12 protein-coding genes are annotated in these 13,899 nt (G+C 67.3%); 1 reads left to right on the forward strand and 11 read right to left on the reverse strand.

Going from position 1 to position 13,899, the window contains the following annotated elements; translation table 11 throughout:
• Positions 1-225: 225 nt before the first annotated feature.
• Positions 226-1,032, forward strand: a complete 807-nt coding sequence (locus G332_RS0100185; RefSeq protein WP_026340466.1) for a sulfite exporter TauE/SafE family protein — start codon at positions 226-228, stop codon at positions 1,030-1,032.
• A 794-nt stretch (positions 1,033-1,826) separates the two neighbouring features.
• On the opposite strand, the gene G332_RS0100190 is transcribed toward G332_RS0100185, so the two are convergent.
• The 11 genes from G332_RS0100190 to lpdA all read right to left on the reverse strand — a co-directional run bounded on the left by G332_RS0100190 (position 1,827) and on the right by lpdA (position 13,886).
• Positions 1,827-2,768 carry an AEC family transporter gene (locus G332_RS0100190; protein ID WP_019624972.1) on the reverse strand — a complete coding sequence of 314 codons (942 nt, stop codon included), beginning with the start codon at positions 2,766-2,768 and terminating at the stop codon, positions 1,827-1,829.
• Between the two features lie 274 nt (positions 2,769-3,042).
• Positions 3,043-3,429, reverse strand: coding sequence for a thioredoxin (trxA, locus tag G332_RS0100195; RefSeq protein WP_019624973.1), 387 nt, complete (start codon positions 3,427-3,429; stop codon positions 3,043-3,045).
• A gap of 56 nt (positions 3,430-3,485) precedes the next feature.
• Complete coding sequence (locus tag G332_RS0100200; RefSeq protein ID WP_019624974.1) at positions 3,486-4,088, reverse strand: LON peptidase substrate-binding domain-containing protein; 603 nt, start codon at positions 4,086-4,088, stop codon at positions 3,486-3,488.
• Positions 4,085-4,720 carry a flavin prenyltransferase UbiX gene (locus tag G332_RS0100205; RefSeq protein ID WP_019624975.1) on the reverse strand — a complete coding sequence of 212 codons (636 nt, stop codon included), beginning with the start codon at positions 4,718-4,720 and terminating at the stop codon, positions 4,085-4,087. The genes G332_RS0100200 and G332_RS0100205 overlap by 4 nt, the downstream gene beginning before the upstream one ends.
• A complete protein-coding gene (gene mpl, locus G332_RS0100210) occupies positions 4,717-6,105 on the reverse strand; it encodes a UDP-N-acetylmuramate:L-alanyl-gamma-D-glutamyl-meso-diaminopimelate ligase (protein WP_026340467.1) in 1,389 nt (462 codons plus the stop codon). Before mpl ends, G332_RS0100205 begins: the two co-directional genes overlap by 4 nt.
• Positions 6,102-6,626 (reverse strand): hypothetical protein, encoded by a 525-nt coding sequence (locus G332_RS0100215; RefSeq protein ID WP_019624977.1) that lies wholly within the window; start codon positions 6,624-6,626, stop codon positions 6,102-6,104. The genes mpl and G332_RS0100215 overlap by 4 nt, the downstream gene beginning before the upstream one ends.
• Complete coding sequence (locus G332_RS0100220) at positions 6,623-7,408, reverse strand: VacJ family lipoprotein (RefSeq protein WP_019624978.1); 786 nt, start codon at positions 7,406-7,408, stop codon at positions 6,623-6,625. Before G332_RS0100220 ends, G332_RS0100215 begins: the two co-directional genes overlap by 4 nt.
• A 94-nt stretch (positions 7,409-7,502) precedes the next feature.
• Entirely contained in the window at positions 7,503-9,419 is a 1,917-nt protein-coding gene (locus G332_RS0100225) for a diguanylate cyclase (RefSeq protein WP_051080516.1), read from the reverse strand.
• A gap of 118 nt (positions 9,420-9,537) precedes the next feature.
• Entirely contained in the window at positions 9,538-10,761 is a 1,224-nt protein-coding gene (locus tag G332_RS0100230; RefSeq protein WP_019624980.1) for an argininosuccinate synthase, read from the reverse strand.
• 55 nt (positions 10,762-10,816) lie between these two features.
• Positions 10,817-11,803: an OmpA family protein gene (locus tag G332_RS0100235; RefSeq protein ID WP_026340469.1), complete on the reverse strand. Its 987-nt coding sequence runs from the start codon at positions 11,801-11,803 to the stop codon at positions 10,817-10,819.
• A 298-nt stretch (positions 11,804-12,101) separates the two neighbouring features.
• Positions 12,102-13,886, reverse strand: coding sequence for a dihydrolipoyl dehydrogenase (gene lpdA, locus G332_RS0100240; protein WP_019624982.1), 1,785 nt, complete (start codon positions 13,884-13,886; stop codon positions 12,102-12,104).
• Positions 13,887-13,899 lie beyond the last annotated feature (13 nt).

The following is a 13,899-nucleotide window of genomic DNA, read 5'->3' on the forward strand; positions in this document are numbered from 1 at the left end:
CGCGCTCGAGTCGCTTTTGCGTGCGAACAAGGCACGGCGACTGCCGTGCAGTCATTCTGCACAAGGGAGCCGGAACGCCGTTCCCGCGCAAAAGCGGCCGAGCCCCTTGGGGTTGGTACCCCAGGTTCCCCGATCCTGCGTTGCGCCGCTTGCGGGTAGAACCACTACCCACTGCGCGACGCGCCTTGTCTCGGAAAACCTGGGGTACCAACGCGAGTGTGTACATTGATCAGTGCTCCCCTAGGCCTGGGCCTGCTATTTGTGCTTCTGGGCCTGGTCGCCGGCATCCCGGCCGGGATGTTCGGCATTGGCGGCGGGCTGATCCTGGTGCCGGTATTCGTCGCGATCTTCAGCCTGCTGGCCTTCGACTCGGCCAGCCTGGTGCAGCTCGCGGTCGGCTCCTCGCTGGGCGCGATCATCCCCACCGCGGTCCTCTCCGCCCGCGCCCATCACCGCCGCGGCGGGGTGGACGGCACGGCCGTGCGCCGCCTGCTGCCGGGGATCATCGTCGGGGCCCTGCTCGGCGCCTGGCTGGCCACGCGCATCGACTCCGACCACCTGGGTCGCATCTTCGGCGCCTTCGAAGTCGCGATCGGGATCTGGATGCTCCTCAACATTCAGCCGCCGAAGGCGCCGGTGCCGAGGCGCAGCGTCTGGCTGGGCGGCGGCACCGTGATCGGGGCCGTCTCCGCGCTGATCGGCATCGGCGGCGGCACCCTGACCACGCCGTTCCTGGTCAGCCAGGGGCTGGAACTGCGCCGGGCGATCGGCTCGGCCGCGGCCCTCGGCGTGCCGATCTCCATCGGCGCGAGCCTGGTGTTCGCATTGCCGCAGTGGACCGACCCGGCCTACCAGGCGCCGGAGTGGGCGCTGGGCTATCTCTATCTGCCGGCCATCCTCGGCGTGGTGATCGGCACGGCCATCAGCGTACGCGCAGGTGTCTGGCTCACCCATCACCTGCCCGTAGCCACCCTCCGCCGCGGCTTCGCCGGCGTGCTGATCCTCGCCGGCATCCTGATGCTCCTGCGCTAGCCCTCATGGGTCAGCGCTCCCCTGTGCGTGAACGGGCGGTTGCGCCATGGCGGTGGCAGCGACTGTTTCGCCATTCGGTGTTTACGACGCCTTCGGTCCACCGCCTGCCTGATGGTGGCTGGTCCTGGAGTGGCATCCGGTGTTTATGGTGGCTTCGGTCCGCATACTGCCAAGCGCTGACTCGCCAGCGCGCCGCGAGGTACTTCTTTGCTCGTGCAAAGAAGTACCCAAGAAACACGCCCGACTGCCGCGACCCCGGCCCGCTGCGCGGGCCGGGGTTTCCCTCGCTCCGAGGCTTTTCGCGGGCGGCGCTGAACTCGCTGCGCCTTCGGCTCCGCTCAGACATCCAGCGCCTTGAATCCCGCGAAAACCCTCTCCGCTCGGCGCGACGACAACGGGGGGTCAAGGTCAAGACAACGGCCATCCCCACATTCGAGCTATTGGTGGGAGGCTGGGCTTTCCGACATCTCGGGCACGCTCGGCCTTTGGCCGTTGCGTGCCGCGCCCGCGAGCGGGCGCCGGGGGCTTTCAGGCGGCAGGGCCGTTGTGGTTTCGTGGGGCTGGGATACCTTCTGTCTTGACCTTCCTCTCCCGTATGGAAAGGGTTCCCGGGCGGAATCCGGTTGCCCTTCTTTGGGTCCTTTCTTGGGCAAGCAAGAAAGCCAGTTGTTGATCAAAAACGGGCGGGGCGCGCTGGCGAGTCAGCGCATGGCAGGTCGCTGACCGAAGGCACCGTAAACACCAGAGGATGAACCAGGCCCAGCCACAGCCAGACGGCGGGGGAAGCCCCAAAGTCAGGCGATGAGGTGGGTGGCGAGGGCAAACCACAGCGGCAGGGTGATCAGCGACAGCGCCGTCGTCAGCGTCACCGCCGCCGCATAAAGCCCGGTATCCAGCCGGAACCGATCACAGAACACGAGACCAAGCACCATCGCCGGCATCGCCGCCTCCAGCACCGACCCGACCCCCGGCACACCCTCCAGCCCGATCCACAGCACCATCCCCAGCGCAAACAGCGGCGCCAGCACCAACTGCACCCCGGCGACCACCGCCAGTGGCCGCGCATCACGGCCGCGAAAACGATTGAACACCAGCGCGAGACCCAGCGAAAACAGCATCAAGGGCGCGACACTGTCGGCCAGGAAGCCAAGGAAGACATCCAGCCAGTCGATCAGCGGGATGCCGGCAAGATTAAGGCCCACACCCAGCACGGCCGCCCAGATGGAAGGCACGGCAGCCAGACCGCGCAGCGGGCTGCCACCCCCGTACAGACGCACGGCCTCGGGGTCGCCGTAACGCCGCGCCAGCAGCACGCCGAGCGTCAGCACCAGGGGCAGACAGGCAAACAGATCGTACTGGATGGCGACCGCGCGCCCGGCATCCCCGAACAGGCTGTCGAGGATCGGAAGCCCCAGATAGGTCGCATTGGGCCAGGCCGCCGCCAGCAGCATTGCGCCAACGGCCGCACGTTCCGCCATGCAGACCCGACAGGCCAGCAGGGTGGCCGCTACCATCGCCAGGACCGTAAGCCCGGCAACCAGGGCGATGCGCAGCGAATCCAGTCCCAGCGGCGCCGTCCACAGGACCTGGAGCACCAGGGCCGGCAACAACAGGTAATAAACCAGGGTGGTCAGGACGCGGCGGGCGGTGTCGGCATCCAGCCCGCCCGGTTGCAGCGCGCGCCAGATCACGCCCGCCACGATCAACGCCCCCATCTGGGTCATCACGGCGAGCATCAGTTGGCCGCCTGTCGGTCCTGAGTGCCCATAGCGGACCGCATGGAAAAACGAGAGCTATTTTTGATGATCACAAGGCTGCCAGCGGAATCCCTGCGCCGTCGGGGCATGGCGACGACATCCCTCCCGAAACGGGGCGCGACCCACCCCACCGGGCCCATTCTACGGGTGTTGGCCGTGCCCCACATGCAAAAACCCGGCAGGGGCAGGCCCGGCCGGGTTTTTGCGGCAGGCGCCGAAACGGCCCCGCGGTCATGTGGTGCGCTGGATACGCTCAGGCACCGCCAGCCTGCTGCTGTTCCTGCTGCTGGCGTTCGATATCGGCACGCACCTGTTCCATATCCAGCTCGCGCACCTTGCCCAGCACTTCGTCCAGCTGTCCGGCGGAGAGCACGCCCGGCTGCGAGAACACGATGATCTGCTCGCGGAAGATCATCAGGGTGGGGATGGAGCGGATCTGGAAGGCACCGGCGATACCCTGTTCTTCGTCGGTATTCACCTTGGCAAAGACGACATCGTCGTGCTTGCCCGAGGCCTCCTCGAAGGTCGGAGCAAATTGCTGGCACGGGCCGCACCACGGGGCCCAGAAGTCCAGAATGACGATGTCGTTTCCGGTGATGGCGGCTTCGAAATTGTCCTGCGTAAGTTCCTGAACGGCCATGATGGCGGACTCCGGTTAAGTGTGTGCGAGAACCTTAACAGCCTCGCCGCCCGGTTTCAGGATTTCGACGCCGCGAGCATGGCCGCTCGCAGGCGCTCCAGGCGCTCGATCGGATCGTCCGCCTCCAGCAGCTGCTGCTTGATCGGCAGGTCAATGGGCAACAACTCGGTCAGGCGGGCGGCCACCCAGGTGGAGTCATCAAAGCGTCGTTCCAGATGTGACCACGGCGTACCCAGTTGGTCCAGCAGGCGCTCCAGCAGGTCCGCCAGCGAGGCGTAGTCCACCGGCAAGCTGACCTCCGGGTATTCCTGCAGCGGCTCCACATCGCCCAGCCACAGGCCATCATCGGCACGCCGGGCATTACGAATCATGCGCCGCCCCTCGCCTTTCACCAGAATGCCCAGCAATCCGTCCGGGCGCTGATCCCAGTCCACGATGGCCGCTTCGGTACCGACCTCATGAAAGCCGACCGCCGGGTCCGTCTCCGCAGGCTGGTCAGCGGCGTCCTGCTGGGCGTCGATCGCCACGACCACGAAGCGACCGTCATCGCGCAGGCAGCGCCTCACCATGTCCAGATAGCGTGTCTCGAAGATCCTCAGGGGCAGCAAGCCCTCGGGGAACAGCACCGTATTCAGCGGAAACAGCGGCAACGTGCTCATGCGTCCTCTCCCGACGCGGGCGGCATCCCCCAGCGCGGCCCCAGGGTATGCTCCACCCCGAGGTGGTCCAGCACCCGCGCAACCATGAAATCGACCAGATCGTCGATAGACTGCGGTCGATGATAAAAGGCCGGATTGGCCGGCATCACTACCGCGCCCATGCGCGCCAGGCGCAGCATGTTCTCCAGGTGGATCTCGGAGAACGGCGTCTCGCGCACCACCAGCACCAGACGACGGCGCTCCTTCAGGACCACGTCGGCGGCCCGTTCGATCAATCCGCGCGAGGCACCGGTCGCAATCGCCGAGAGCGTCGCGGTGGTGCAGGGGCACACCACCATCGCCCCCGGCACCGCGGACCCGCTGGCCACCGGCGCGGTCCACTGTTCCGGGCCATAGCAACGGATCTGACCCTCACCAGCTCCGTGACGCTCGCTGAAGAAACGGGCGATCTCGGCCGGGCGCCCGGGCACATCGAGATCGGTCTCCAGCCCCAGTACGACCTGGGCCGGCTTCGACAGCATCAGGTGCACCTGCACCCCGGCCGTCACCAGGCACTCCAGCAGACGCAGGCCGTAGGGCGCGCCGGAGGCGCCGGTCAGGGCCAGGGCGATACTGCGCGGGCGATCGTTCATGCGGTCGTCCCCTGCAGGGCCGCGATCAGACGCCGATGCAGGCCATCGAAGCCGCCATTACTCATGATCACCAGCGTATCCCCCGGACGCACCTGCGCAAGAATCCCCTCCAGCAGCGGCTCGATCCCGGGGGCCACCGCAAGCCGCTCGCCCAGCGCGCGCTGCAGGTGGGCGGTGGACCAGTCGATCTCCGGTGCGTGGTACAGGTGCACCGCATCGGCCTGCGCCAGCGCCGCGCCCAGGGCCTCGGCATGCACGCCCATCCGCATGGTGTTGGAGCGCGGCTCGAGGATGGCCACCAGCCGCCCGCCCGGGGTCACCTGCCCGCGCAGTCCCTCCAGGGTCAGGCGGATCGCCGTGGGGTGATGGGCGAAGTCGTCGATCACGCGGACACCGTCAATCTCGGCGCGCAGTTCCTGGCGCCGTCGCACACCGCGGAATTCGGGCAGCGCGGCCAGACCCGCCGCCAGCGGCACCCCGGCATGACGGGCCGCCCCCAGGGCCGCCAGGGCATTCGCCAGGTTATGGCGGCCGCTCATCGACCACGCGACCCGGCCAACCACGACACCGTCCGCCAGCACCTCGAACTCGGAGGCGTCGGCATTCAACGCGCGGGCGGCGAGTGCCGTCGTCGTCCCCGCATCGGGATCGGTACTCAGGCGTTCCACCGGGGTCCAGCAGCCCATCTCCAGCACCCGCTCCAGCGCGGCATCAGCGGCCGGCAGCAGGATACGGCCCTGCCCCGGAACCGTACGTACCAGGTGGTGAAACTGGCGCTCGATTGCGGCCAGGTCCGGGTAGATATCCGCATGGTCGAACTCGAGGTTGTTCAGCACCAGGGTACGCGGGCGGTAGTGAACGAACTTGGCGCGCTTGTCGAAGAAGGCCGAATCATATTCATCCGCCTCGATCACGAAGAACGGGGCCGCGCCCGGACGCGCACTGACCCCGAAATTGCCGGGCACACCGCCGATCAGGAAACCGGGATTCAGCCCGGCATATTCCAGGATCCAGGCCAGCAGGCTGGCCGTCGTGGTCTTGCCATGGGTACCGGCCACCGCCAGCACCCAGCGGTCATGCAGGACATGCTCGGCCAGCCACTGCGGACCGGAGACGTAGGACAGGCCGCGATCCAGCAAGGCCTCGATGATCGGCATGCCCCGGGTCATCACGTTTCCAACCACGACCGGCCCCTGCTCCGGCAGGGTCGCCGGATCGTATCCCTCGTGCCAGGCAATACCGGCCTGTTCCAGCTGCTCGCTCATCGGCGGATAAAGCTTCTGATCGGAACCGGTCACCTGATAGCCGCGCGCACGGGCAAGCTGGGCCAGACCGCCCATGAAAGTGCCACCGATCCCCAGCACGTGGAGAGGCCCCGCAGTCACTGCAGCAGACCGACCGCGGTCTGGGTCGCCACGCTGGAGACCACGATATAGCCCAGCGCCACCAGCATGCCGACCAGACGCGATCCCATGTCCAGCGCCTGCTGCAGGATGTGGCCGAACACGAGCAGCAACCAGGCGAGCAGCACAAGCATCCCGAACACCACGCCCGTGGCGATGTCTTCCGGCTCGCGGCCCGGGTCCGGACCACCTGCCAGCAACATCAGCAAGGCCATGAGCAGGCCCAGAATGGCGCCGGTGCCGGCCATCGCGGTGAAGGTCTGACGCCATCGGTCCGGGACGCCGCGCGTATTGAGCACAATCATCACAAAGGCGTACAGCACCACCAGATCCATCACGTTCAGGGCCAGGGCGCCACCGAAACCGTACAGCGGTATCCCGATCACCATGCCAGCGATCAGCGCAATCCCCACCCAGAACATCAGGGTGGCATTGTCCGCCGGCAGATCCTGGGGTCCGGCCCCCAGGCGCAGGATGTTCAGCATCGGCGCCAGGCCGCTCACTGCACATCCTCCCCGGCTTCCATCGCCTCCAGCGCCTCCAGCTCGTCGAGTTCGTCCAGCATCTCGCTGGCACGCTCGTCGCTGGAGCCCCGCACGAGGAAGTCGCGGCGCTGTAACCAGGCCTCGCGCATCGCGATGTAGGGGTCGTCCGACAGCTGTTCCAGCATGCGTTCGGTGGAGATCAGACCGGCACGCATGTCGATGATGTCCAGCGCAATCAGTCCGACCCACCAGCTGCTGTGATCCTGGCGCAGGTTGCTCTGATAGAGCGGATCGGTGTAACCGTCGACGATCCGCGCAGGGGCATCGCGCGCGGTACTCGGCCCGAGCAGCGGCAACTGCAGGTAGGGCCCACGAGGTACACCCCAGACACCGAGGGTCTGACCGAAGTCCTCGTTGTTCTTCTCCAGCCCCATCGGCGAGGCGACATCAATCAGACCGAACAGCCCGAAGGTGCTGTTGAACAGTATACGGCCGGTATCCGATGCGGCATTCTCGAGGTTGCCCTGCAACAGATTGTTGAACAACACGGTGAAGTCGTTCAGGTTCGAGAAGAAATTACCGACCCCCGTCTGCACCGTATCCGGAACACGCTGATACTGCACTGCTGCCGGACGCAGCAACGACTCGTCGAAATCCTGGTTGATCTCGAATACGGCACGGTTGTAGGACTCCCAGGGATCATCCGGGTGACGGTCCTCGCTGGGCACCGTTGCGCAACCGGTCAGGAAAAGAAGGGCCGTGGCCAGCAGGCCCGTTCGCAAGCGGGAGACAATAGACATGTAATTCCTTTCTTTCGAACCGGCACCGCACCGGTTTCACATGGACCACACCGGCACGCAGCGCGTTCCGCGCCGGCCGGGGACCGGATCGCTCTCAGGCTCCGGCAATCGGGTGGATATCCGCCTTGCGGGCGAGCCCGACCTGGCCGCGGCCCTGGTCCTTGGCCTCGTAGCAGGCCCGATCGGCGGCGACGAACGCCTCGTCCACGCCGGGGATATCCGGCCCCAGCTCGAGCACGCCCACCGATGCACCAATGGTGACGTCACCTGCTTCGACCTGCAACGGCCGGCCGCCGAGGGCCGAACAGATGCGCTGGCCCAGAATACGCCCATACTCGGCGTTGGTGTCACGGGCAATGATCGCAAATTCGTCGCCCCCGATCCGGGCCACGGCGTCATGGCCGCGGGTCAACTGGCGCAGGACATGGGCCACCTGACGCAGGAGGTCGTCGCCCACGCGGTGTCCATGACGATCGTTGACCTCCTTGAAGTAGTCGAGGTCCACCATCAACAGGCTGGCCACCGCACGATTCTCGCGGGCCGCATGCATCGCGATCTCCAGCTCGCGCTCGAAGGCGCGCCGGTTCAGCAGGCCGGTCAGGCCGTCGTGGCTGGCCTCGTGCACCAGGCGGTCGACCAACCGGCGCTCCTCGGACACGTCTGTCAGCACCAGCAGGGTGCGGACCGAACTGCCGGCCACCGGATCCAGGGTCGTGCGAGCGATGCGCACGATTACCTCGTGACCGTCGCGCCGTACCAGGCGCGCATCCGAACGCTCGCCCAGGACCTGGGCAAGCCGCTCTCCCCGGGCATTGTCCGGCAACAGCGGGCGGCCGGTCCCGAGCTCGCGCAGATCGAGGAGCTGGTCCAGCGAGCAGCCCAGGACCTGGTCGCGGGTCAGTCCGGCCAGGTCCCGCGCCGCCGGGTTCACGTAGGAGATTCCGCCATGCGAATCCAGGGTGATCACCGCATCGGGGATCGCCTCCATGCTGCGTTCCAGGTTGTGCCCGGAGCGCCGCACCCGGGCATGGACCCGGGACACATACAGCAGCGCCAGCAACGCAATCGCCGCCAGCGCCGACACCAGCCACAGGAGATGACCGCGCAGCCAGACCAGGACATCGAAGGGCTGCGGGGCGTACAGGCCCACCCCCAGTTCGTGCATCAGGCCGTGCACGTCCTCGTAGGAACGCGGCGCGGCCCATCCCGAGATGCCGGCCGCCTGGCTGGCCGGGTGCCCCGCGTCCAGCGAGAGGGTCGCCAGCAGGATCGCGTGGGCCAACCCGGCGTCCAGGTCACCACTCATGGCCAGCGGCCACTCCGGATACAGCCGCGTACTGGCGCGGTAGGTAAACGCGGGAAAGGCGCGTTCGCCGACCACCCGGATCCGATCCACCCGCGGGTCCCCGCGCGCTTCGAGATCCTCCAGGATGCCGGTGCGGAAGGTCGCGGCATCGACCTCGCCCTGCAGCACCCAGTCGAGCCCGCGACTGACCGGGAAGCCGGTGAACACCAGCGCCGCCAGGTCGCTTTCGACATCCACTCCGGCCGCCTGCAATTCGCGCCATGTCATCCACCAGCCACCGAAGGCATCGGAGTGCACGGCCGACAGTCGCTGCCCTCGCAGGTCGTCCAGCTCTACCAGGTCCTCGCGGTCGGCCCGCGTGATCACCACCGCGCCAAAACGATCCTCGGCTCGGCCGACCTTGCGCGGCTGCATGGTGGCGATGCGGGAGATGCCGTGCTGCTGCTCCAGCATCACGTAGGAGCCGCTGTTGGTCAGAATCAGGTCAAAGCGGCCTTCCGCTACCGCCGCCTGCAGCCCATCGTTGTCCACGGGTTCAAGTGCGAAGGACGCGCCGTCCACCTGCTCCGACAGGTATTCGGTGAACGGGGTCCAACGGCTGCGCGCGACCTCGTCCCCGCGGTGCGCGAGGACCCCCAGCACCAGGCGCTGTTCGGCGGGTGCCTCGGCGTCGCCAGCTCCCGCGGGCGGCGGAACACCGAGCATCCACCAGCCGAGCAGTACCAGCAGCAACAGGCCCGCTCCTCCCAGCCCCCACGCCACGCCGGTGTGCCCTGCCAGGGTACATCGGGACGGCGGAGGCTTGTGGTCGCGGGCCGTCATCTCATGTGGACGTCCGGTTGCGGCTGGCGGCGATGCGCAGGCGCAGCGCGTTCAGACGAATGAAGCCCTCGGCGTCCTTCTGGTCGTAGGCTCCGGCATCGTCTTCGAAGGTCGCGATGGCGTCGTCGAACAGGGTGTCCTCGGAGCGGCGGCCGGCAACGATCACGTTGCCCTTGTACAGACGCAGACGCACCTCGCCGTTGACCACGCCCTGGGTATCGTCGATCGCGGCCTGCAACATGCGCCGTTCCGGGCTCCACCAGTAGCCGTTATAGATAATGCTGGCGTAGCGCGGCATCAGCTCGTCCTTCAGATGCGCGGCCTCGCGATCCAGGGTGATCGATTCCAGTGCGCGGCGCGCCTTGAGCAGGATGGTGCCGCCCGGGGTCTCGTAGCAGCCGCGCGACTTCATGCCCACATAGCGGTTCTCGACAATATCCAGACGCCCCACGCCGTGGGCCCCGCCACGCTCGTTCAGCTTCGCGAGCAGGTCGGCTGCGCTCATGCGCTCGCCATTGATCGACACCGGGTCGCCCTTCTCGAAGCCGATGACCAGGGTCTCGGATTCATCCGGCGCGGCCTCCGGGGAGACCGACCAGCGCCACATGTCCTCCTCGGCCTCGGTCCACGGGTCTTCCAGCGGGCCGCCCTCGTAGGAGATGTGCAGCAGGTTGGCATCCATCGAGTACGGCGACTTGGTGCCCTGCTTCTTGTAGTCCACCGGGATATCGTGCTGCTCGGCATAGGCCATCAGCCGCTCGCGCGAATTCAGGTCCCATTCGCGCCAGGGAGCGATCACCTGGATGCCCGGCTTCAGCGCATACGCACCCAGTTCGAAACGCACCTGGTCATTGCCCTTGCCGGTCGCGCCGTGGGCGATGGCGTCGGCCCCGGTCTCCTCGGCGATCTCCACCAGACGCCGCGCGATCAGCGGCCGTGCAATCGAGGTACCGAGCAGGTACTCGCCCTCGTAGATCGTGTTCGCACGGAACATCGGGAATACATAGTCGCGTACAAAAATCTCGCGCAGGTCCTCGATGTAGATCTGCTTGACCCCCAGGGCCTCGGCCTTGGCGCGGGCCGGTTCGACCTCCTCGCCCTGGCCAAGATCGGCCGTGAAGGTAATCACCTCGCAGCCGTATTGTTCCTCCAGCCATTTCAGGATGACCGAGGTATCCAGCCCGCCCGAGTAGGCGAGTACGACGCGGTTGATCGTGGAGCTCATAAGAAGGCCTGTCCTTGTCTTGGTGTAAAGATATAGTCGTATTTGGTGATGGCCGCTACCACCCCGGGCTCGTCGCTGGTGGCGCGCTCCCGGGCGCAACCTCCGGCCCCTCCGCCCCGGCGGCACCCGGGGTCTGCAGGGGCCGCGGCGCGCCCGGATCCACGGCTGCGGCATCCGTGTCCAGCCACCAGATGTCGGCCCGTCGCGACGCCGCCCGTTCGCCCACGGCAGCGGGGTCCACGCCAGGGGCGACGATCTCGATCTGCCCCCGTGCAATCCCGGACTCGACCAGGGCGTCGCGAACTACGTTTGCACGTTCACGGCTGAGGGTCCGGTTTACCGCCAGCGAGCCTTCGGCATCCGTCCAGCCGACCACCCGAATCTGCGGCGCCGCGGTCGCCTTCAGGGCCTGTACTGCCTGCTGCAGGGTCGCTCGCGCCGCGGTGTCGAGACCTGCACTGGCAGTCTCGAAGTAGACGCTCCAGCGCTCCAGGGCCCCGGTCTCCGGCGCCGCCGGGGGCGGAGAATGATCATCCCCGCAGGCCCGGAACGCCTGCGCACGCAGGGCGAAACGCATGCCGCGAAACTGCACCGACGCATCGCTATCGGGAAAGTCGACACGCACATCATGGCCCGCCAGTAAACGCGTCTGCAGGGGCTGCACCTGCCCCGGGGGGACCCGGAACAGATGCTCGCCCCCGGCCTGCAGCCGCAGATCCAGGGGCGCCTTCGCGGCCGGCCGCAGCCATTCCGGGGCAGCGGTGCGCAAACGAGGAGCAGCATCCACGGACAACGCATGCGGCGCGCGCCAGAAGGCCGCTGGCCGCAGTCCCGGACGCTGCTCGACATACAGGCTGCCCCCGTGTCGTACGGCCTGCTCGATACGGCAGACCGCCTCCTCCTCGACCAGCGACCAGTCGCTATGCTCCAGGGGCTCCACAAAGGGCGCGGGCGCGGCTGGCGCCGCAGTCGCGACCAGAACGGCCAGCAGCGCCACCCCCGGAACGAAGCCACAGGGCCACTGGTGGCGGATTCGGGTCAGGGGAACACGGATCAATATGCACGCTCGCTGCGTCGTCGCATTTTTATGCGTGCAACGCGCGGCGACTCCCGTGCAGTAGTCGTTCTGCACAAAGGCGTCGCAACGCCCTGCGCGCACCCGTTTCTGTTCACAGCTCCGCTCACAACGGGCGGCCGGGCCCCTGCGTTGATCAAGTTGCAGGGTTGGCAGACCAGGTTACCCGATCCTGCATTGCCGCCCGAATCCATCAGAAACGGGCCGGCAGCACCACTGGCGGATGGTGCACGCTCAGCACATCCGTACCGAATCCCACAGGTGCCTAGCTCTTCCTTGGCGGCAGGATGTCGGTGATCGATCCGTGCGCGACCTCGGCGGCGAAGGCTACCGTCTCGCTGAGGGTCGGGTGCGGATGCACGGTCAGGCCGATGTCCTCCATCTCCGCGCCCATCTCCAGTGCCAGCATGGCCTCGCCGATCAGATCCCCGGCGGAGGGCCCGACCAGGCCCGCACCAATAACCCGGCCCTCGGCGTCGAACAGCAGCTTGGTCATGCCGTCCTCGGCGCCCAGCGCGATCGCGCGCCCGGAGGCGGCCCAGGGGAACACGCCCTTGGTGTACTCGATGCCATCGGCCTTGGCCTGTTCCTCGGTCACGCCCATCCAGGCGACCTCGGGGTGGGTGTAGGCCACCGACGGGATCGCGCGGGCGTCGAAGTGCACCTTGTGCCCGGCAATCACCTCGGCCGCGACCTTGCCCTCGTGGGTGGCCTTGTGCGCCAGCATCGGCTGCCCGACTACGTCGCCGATAGCGAAGATGTGCTCGACATTGGTACGCTGCTGGCTGTCGACCTCGATGAAGCCACGCTCGGTCACCTGCACGCCCGCCGCCTCGGCGTTGATCTTCGCGCCATTCGGGCTGCGCCCCACCGCGACCAGCACACGGTCGAAGGTATCCTCTTCCGGCAGGCCCTTGGCCTCGCCCTCGAAGCGGCAGACAATGCCCTGGTCGGTGGCCTCGGCCCCGGTCACCTTGCTGTTGAGGAAGATATTCTCGAAGCGCTTCTTCGCGCGCTTCTCGAACGGGCGCACGATGTCGCGATCCGCGCCCGGCATCAGGGTCCCGGACAGTTCCACCACCGTGACCTTCGCGCCCAGCGACTCGTATACGCAGGCCATCTCCAGGCCGATGATACCGCCGCCAACGACCAGCATGCGCTCGGGGATATCCGCCAGATCGAGGGCGCCGGTGGAGTCCATCACCCGGTCGTCGTCCCAGGGGAAACCGGGCAGCCGGATCGCCTGCGAACCGACCGCGATGATCGCGTGCTCGAAGCCGATCACCTCGCGGCCGGCGTCCCCCTCGACCGCGATGCTGTTGGCGCCGGTGAATTCGCCAACGCCCTGCACCACACGCACCTTGCGCTGCTTGCACAGTTGCTTGAGCCCGCCGGTCAGCTTCTTGACCGTCTTGTCCTTGTAGCCGCGCAGCCCATCGAGATCGATCTCCGGCTCGCCGAACTTGATACCCAGCGCGGCAAAGCGCTCGGCCTCGTGCAGCACCTCGCCGGCGTGCAGCAGCGCCTTGGACGGGATGCAGCCCACGTTCAGGCAGACCCCGCCGATCTGCGGGTAGCGCTCGACCATCACCACGTCCAGGCCCAGGTCTGCGGCGCGGAAGGCGGCGGTGTAGCCACCGGGGCCGGAGCCCAGCACCAGCACCTGGCACTGGCTGTCGGTGTTCGGATCGGCGGCGGCCTTGGGCGCGGCCTGCTGCGACTCGCTCGCGGCGGCCGATTCCGCCTTGGTGGATTCGGTCGTCTCGCCGTCGGATGCGGGGGCGTCCTCGCTTCCGCCCGCGGCATCGCCACTGGCTTCGAGGTCCAGGAGCTTGCTGCCCTGGGAGACCTTGTCGCCGACCTTCACGTGCATCTTCTTGACCGTGCCGGCCTCGGGGGCAGGCACGTCGATGGTCGCCTTGTCGGACTCCAGCGTGATCAGCGGATCCTCCGGCGCGATCTCGCTGCCCGGCTGTACCAGGACCTCGATGATCTCGACGTCCTTGAAATCCCCGATATCCGGGACTTCGATGGTCTTGGTCTGGCTCATCCAGTCACTCCGG

The organism is Thioalkalivibrio sp. ALJT (assembly GCF_000381825.1).
In the GTDB taxonomy this organism is placed as follows: Bacteria; Pseudomonadota; Gammaproteobacteria; order Ectothiorhodospirales; family Ectothiorhodospiraceae; genus Thioalkalivibrio.

Excerpts from the sequence above, each read along its gene's own strand:
- G332_RS0100190 (WP_019624972.1), bottom strand. The coding sequence starts at position 2,768 with ATGCTCGCCGTGATGACCCAGATGGGGGCGTTGATCGTGGCGGGCGTG.
- trxA (WP_019624973.1), bottom strand. The coding sequence starts at position 3,429 with ATGGCCGTTCAGGAACTTACGCAGGACAATTTCGAAGCCGCCATCACC.
- G332_RS0100200 (WP_019624974.1), bottom strand. The coding sequence starts at position 4,088 with ATGAGCACGTTGCCGCTGTTTCCGCTGAATACGGTGCTGTTCCCCGAG.
- G332_RS0100205 (WP_019624975.1), bottom strand. The coding sequence starts at position 4,720 with ATGAACGATCGCCCGCGCAGTATCGCCCTGGCCCTGACCGGCGCCTCC.
- G332_RS0100220 (WP_019624978.1), bottom strand. The coding sequence starts at position 7,408 with ATGTCTATTGTCTCCCGCTTGCGAACGGGCCTGCTGGCCACGGCCCTT.
- G332_RS0100225 (WP_051080516.1), bottom strand. The coding sequence starts at position 9,419 with ATGCTCGGTGTTCCGCCGCCCGCGGGAGCTGGCGACGCCGAGGCACCC.
- G332_RS0100230 (WP_019624980.1), bottom strand. The coding sequence starts at position 10,761 with ATGAGCTCCACGATCAACCGCGTCGTACTCGCCTACTCGGGCGGGCTG.
- lpdA (WP_019624982.1), bottom strand. The coding sequence starts at position 13,886 with ATGAGCCAGACCAAGACCATCGAAGTCCCGGATATCGGGGATTTCAAG.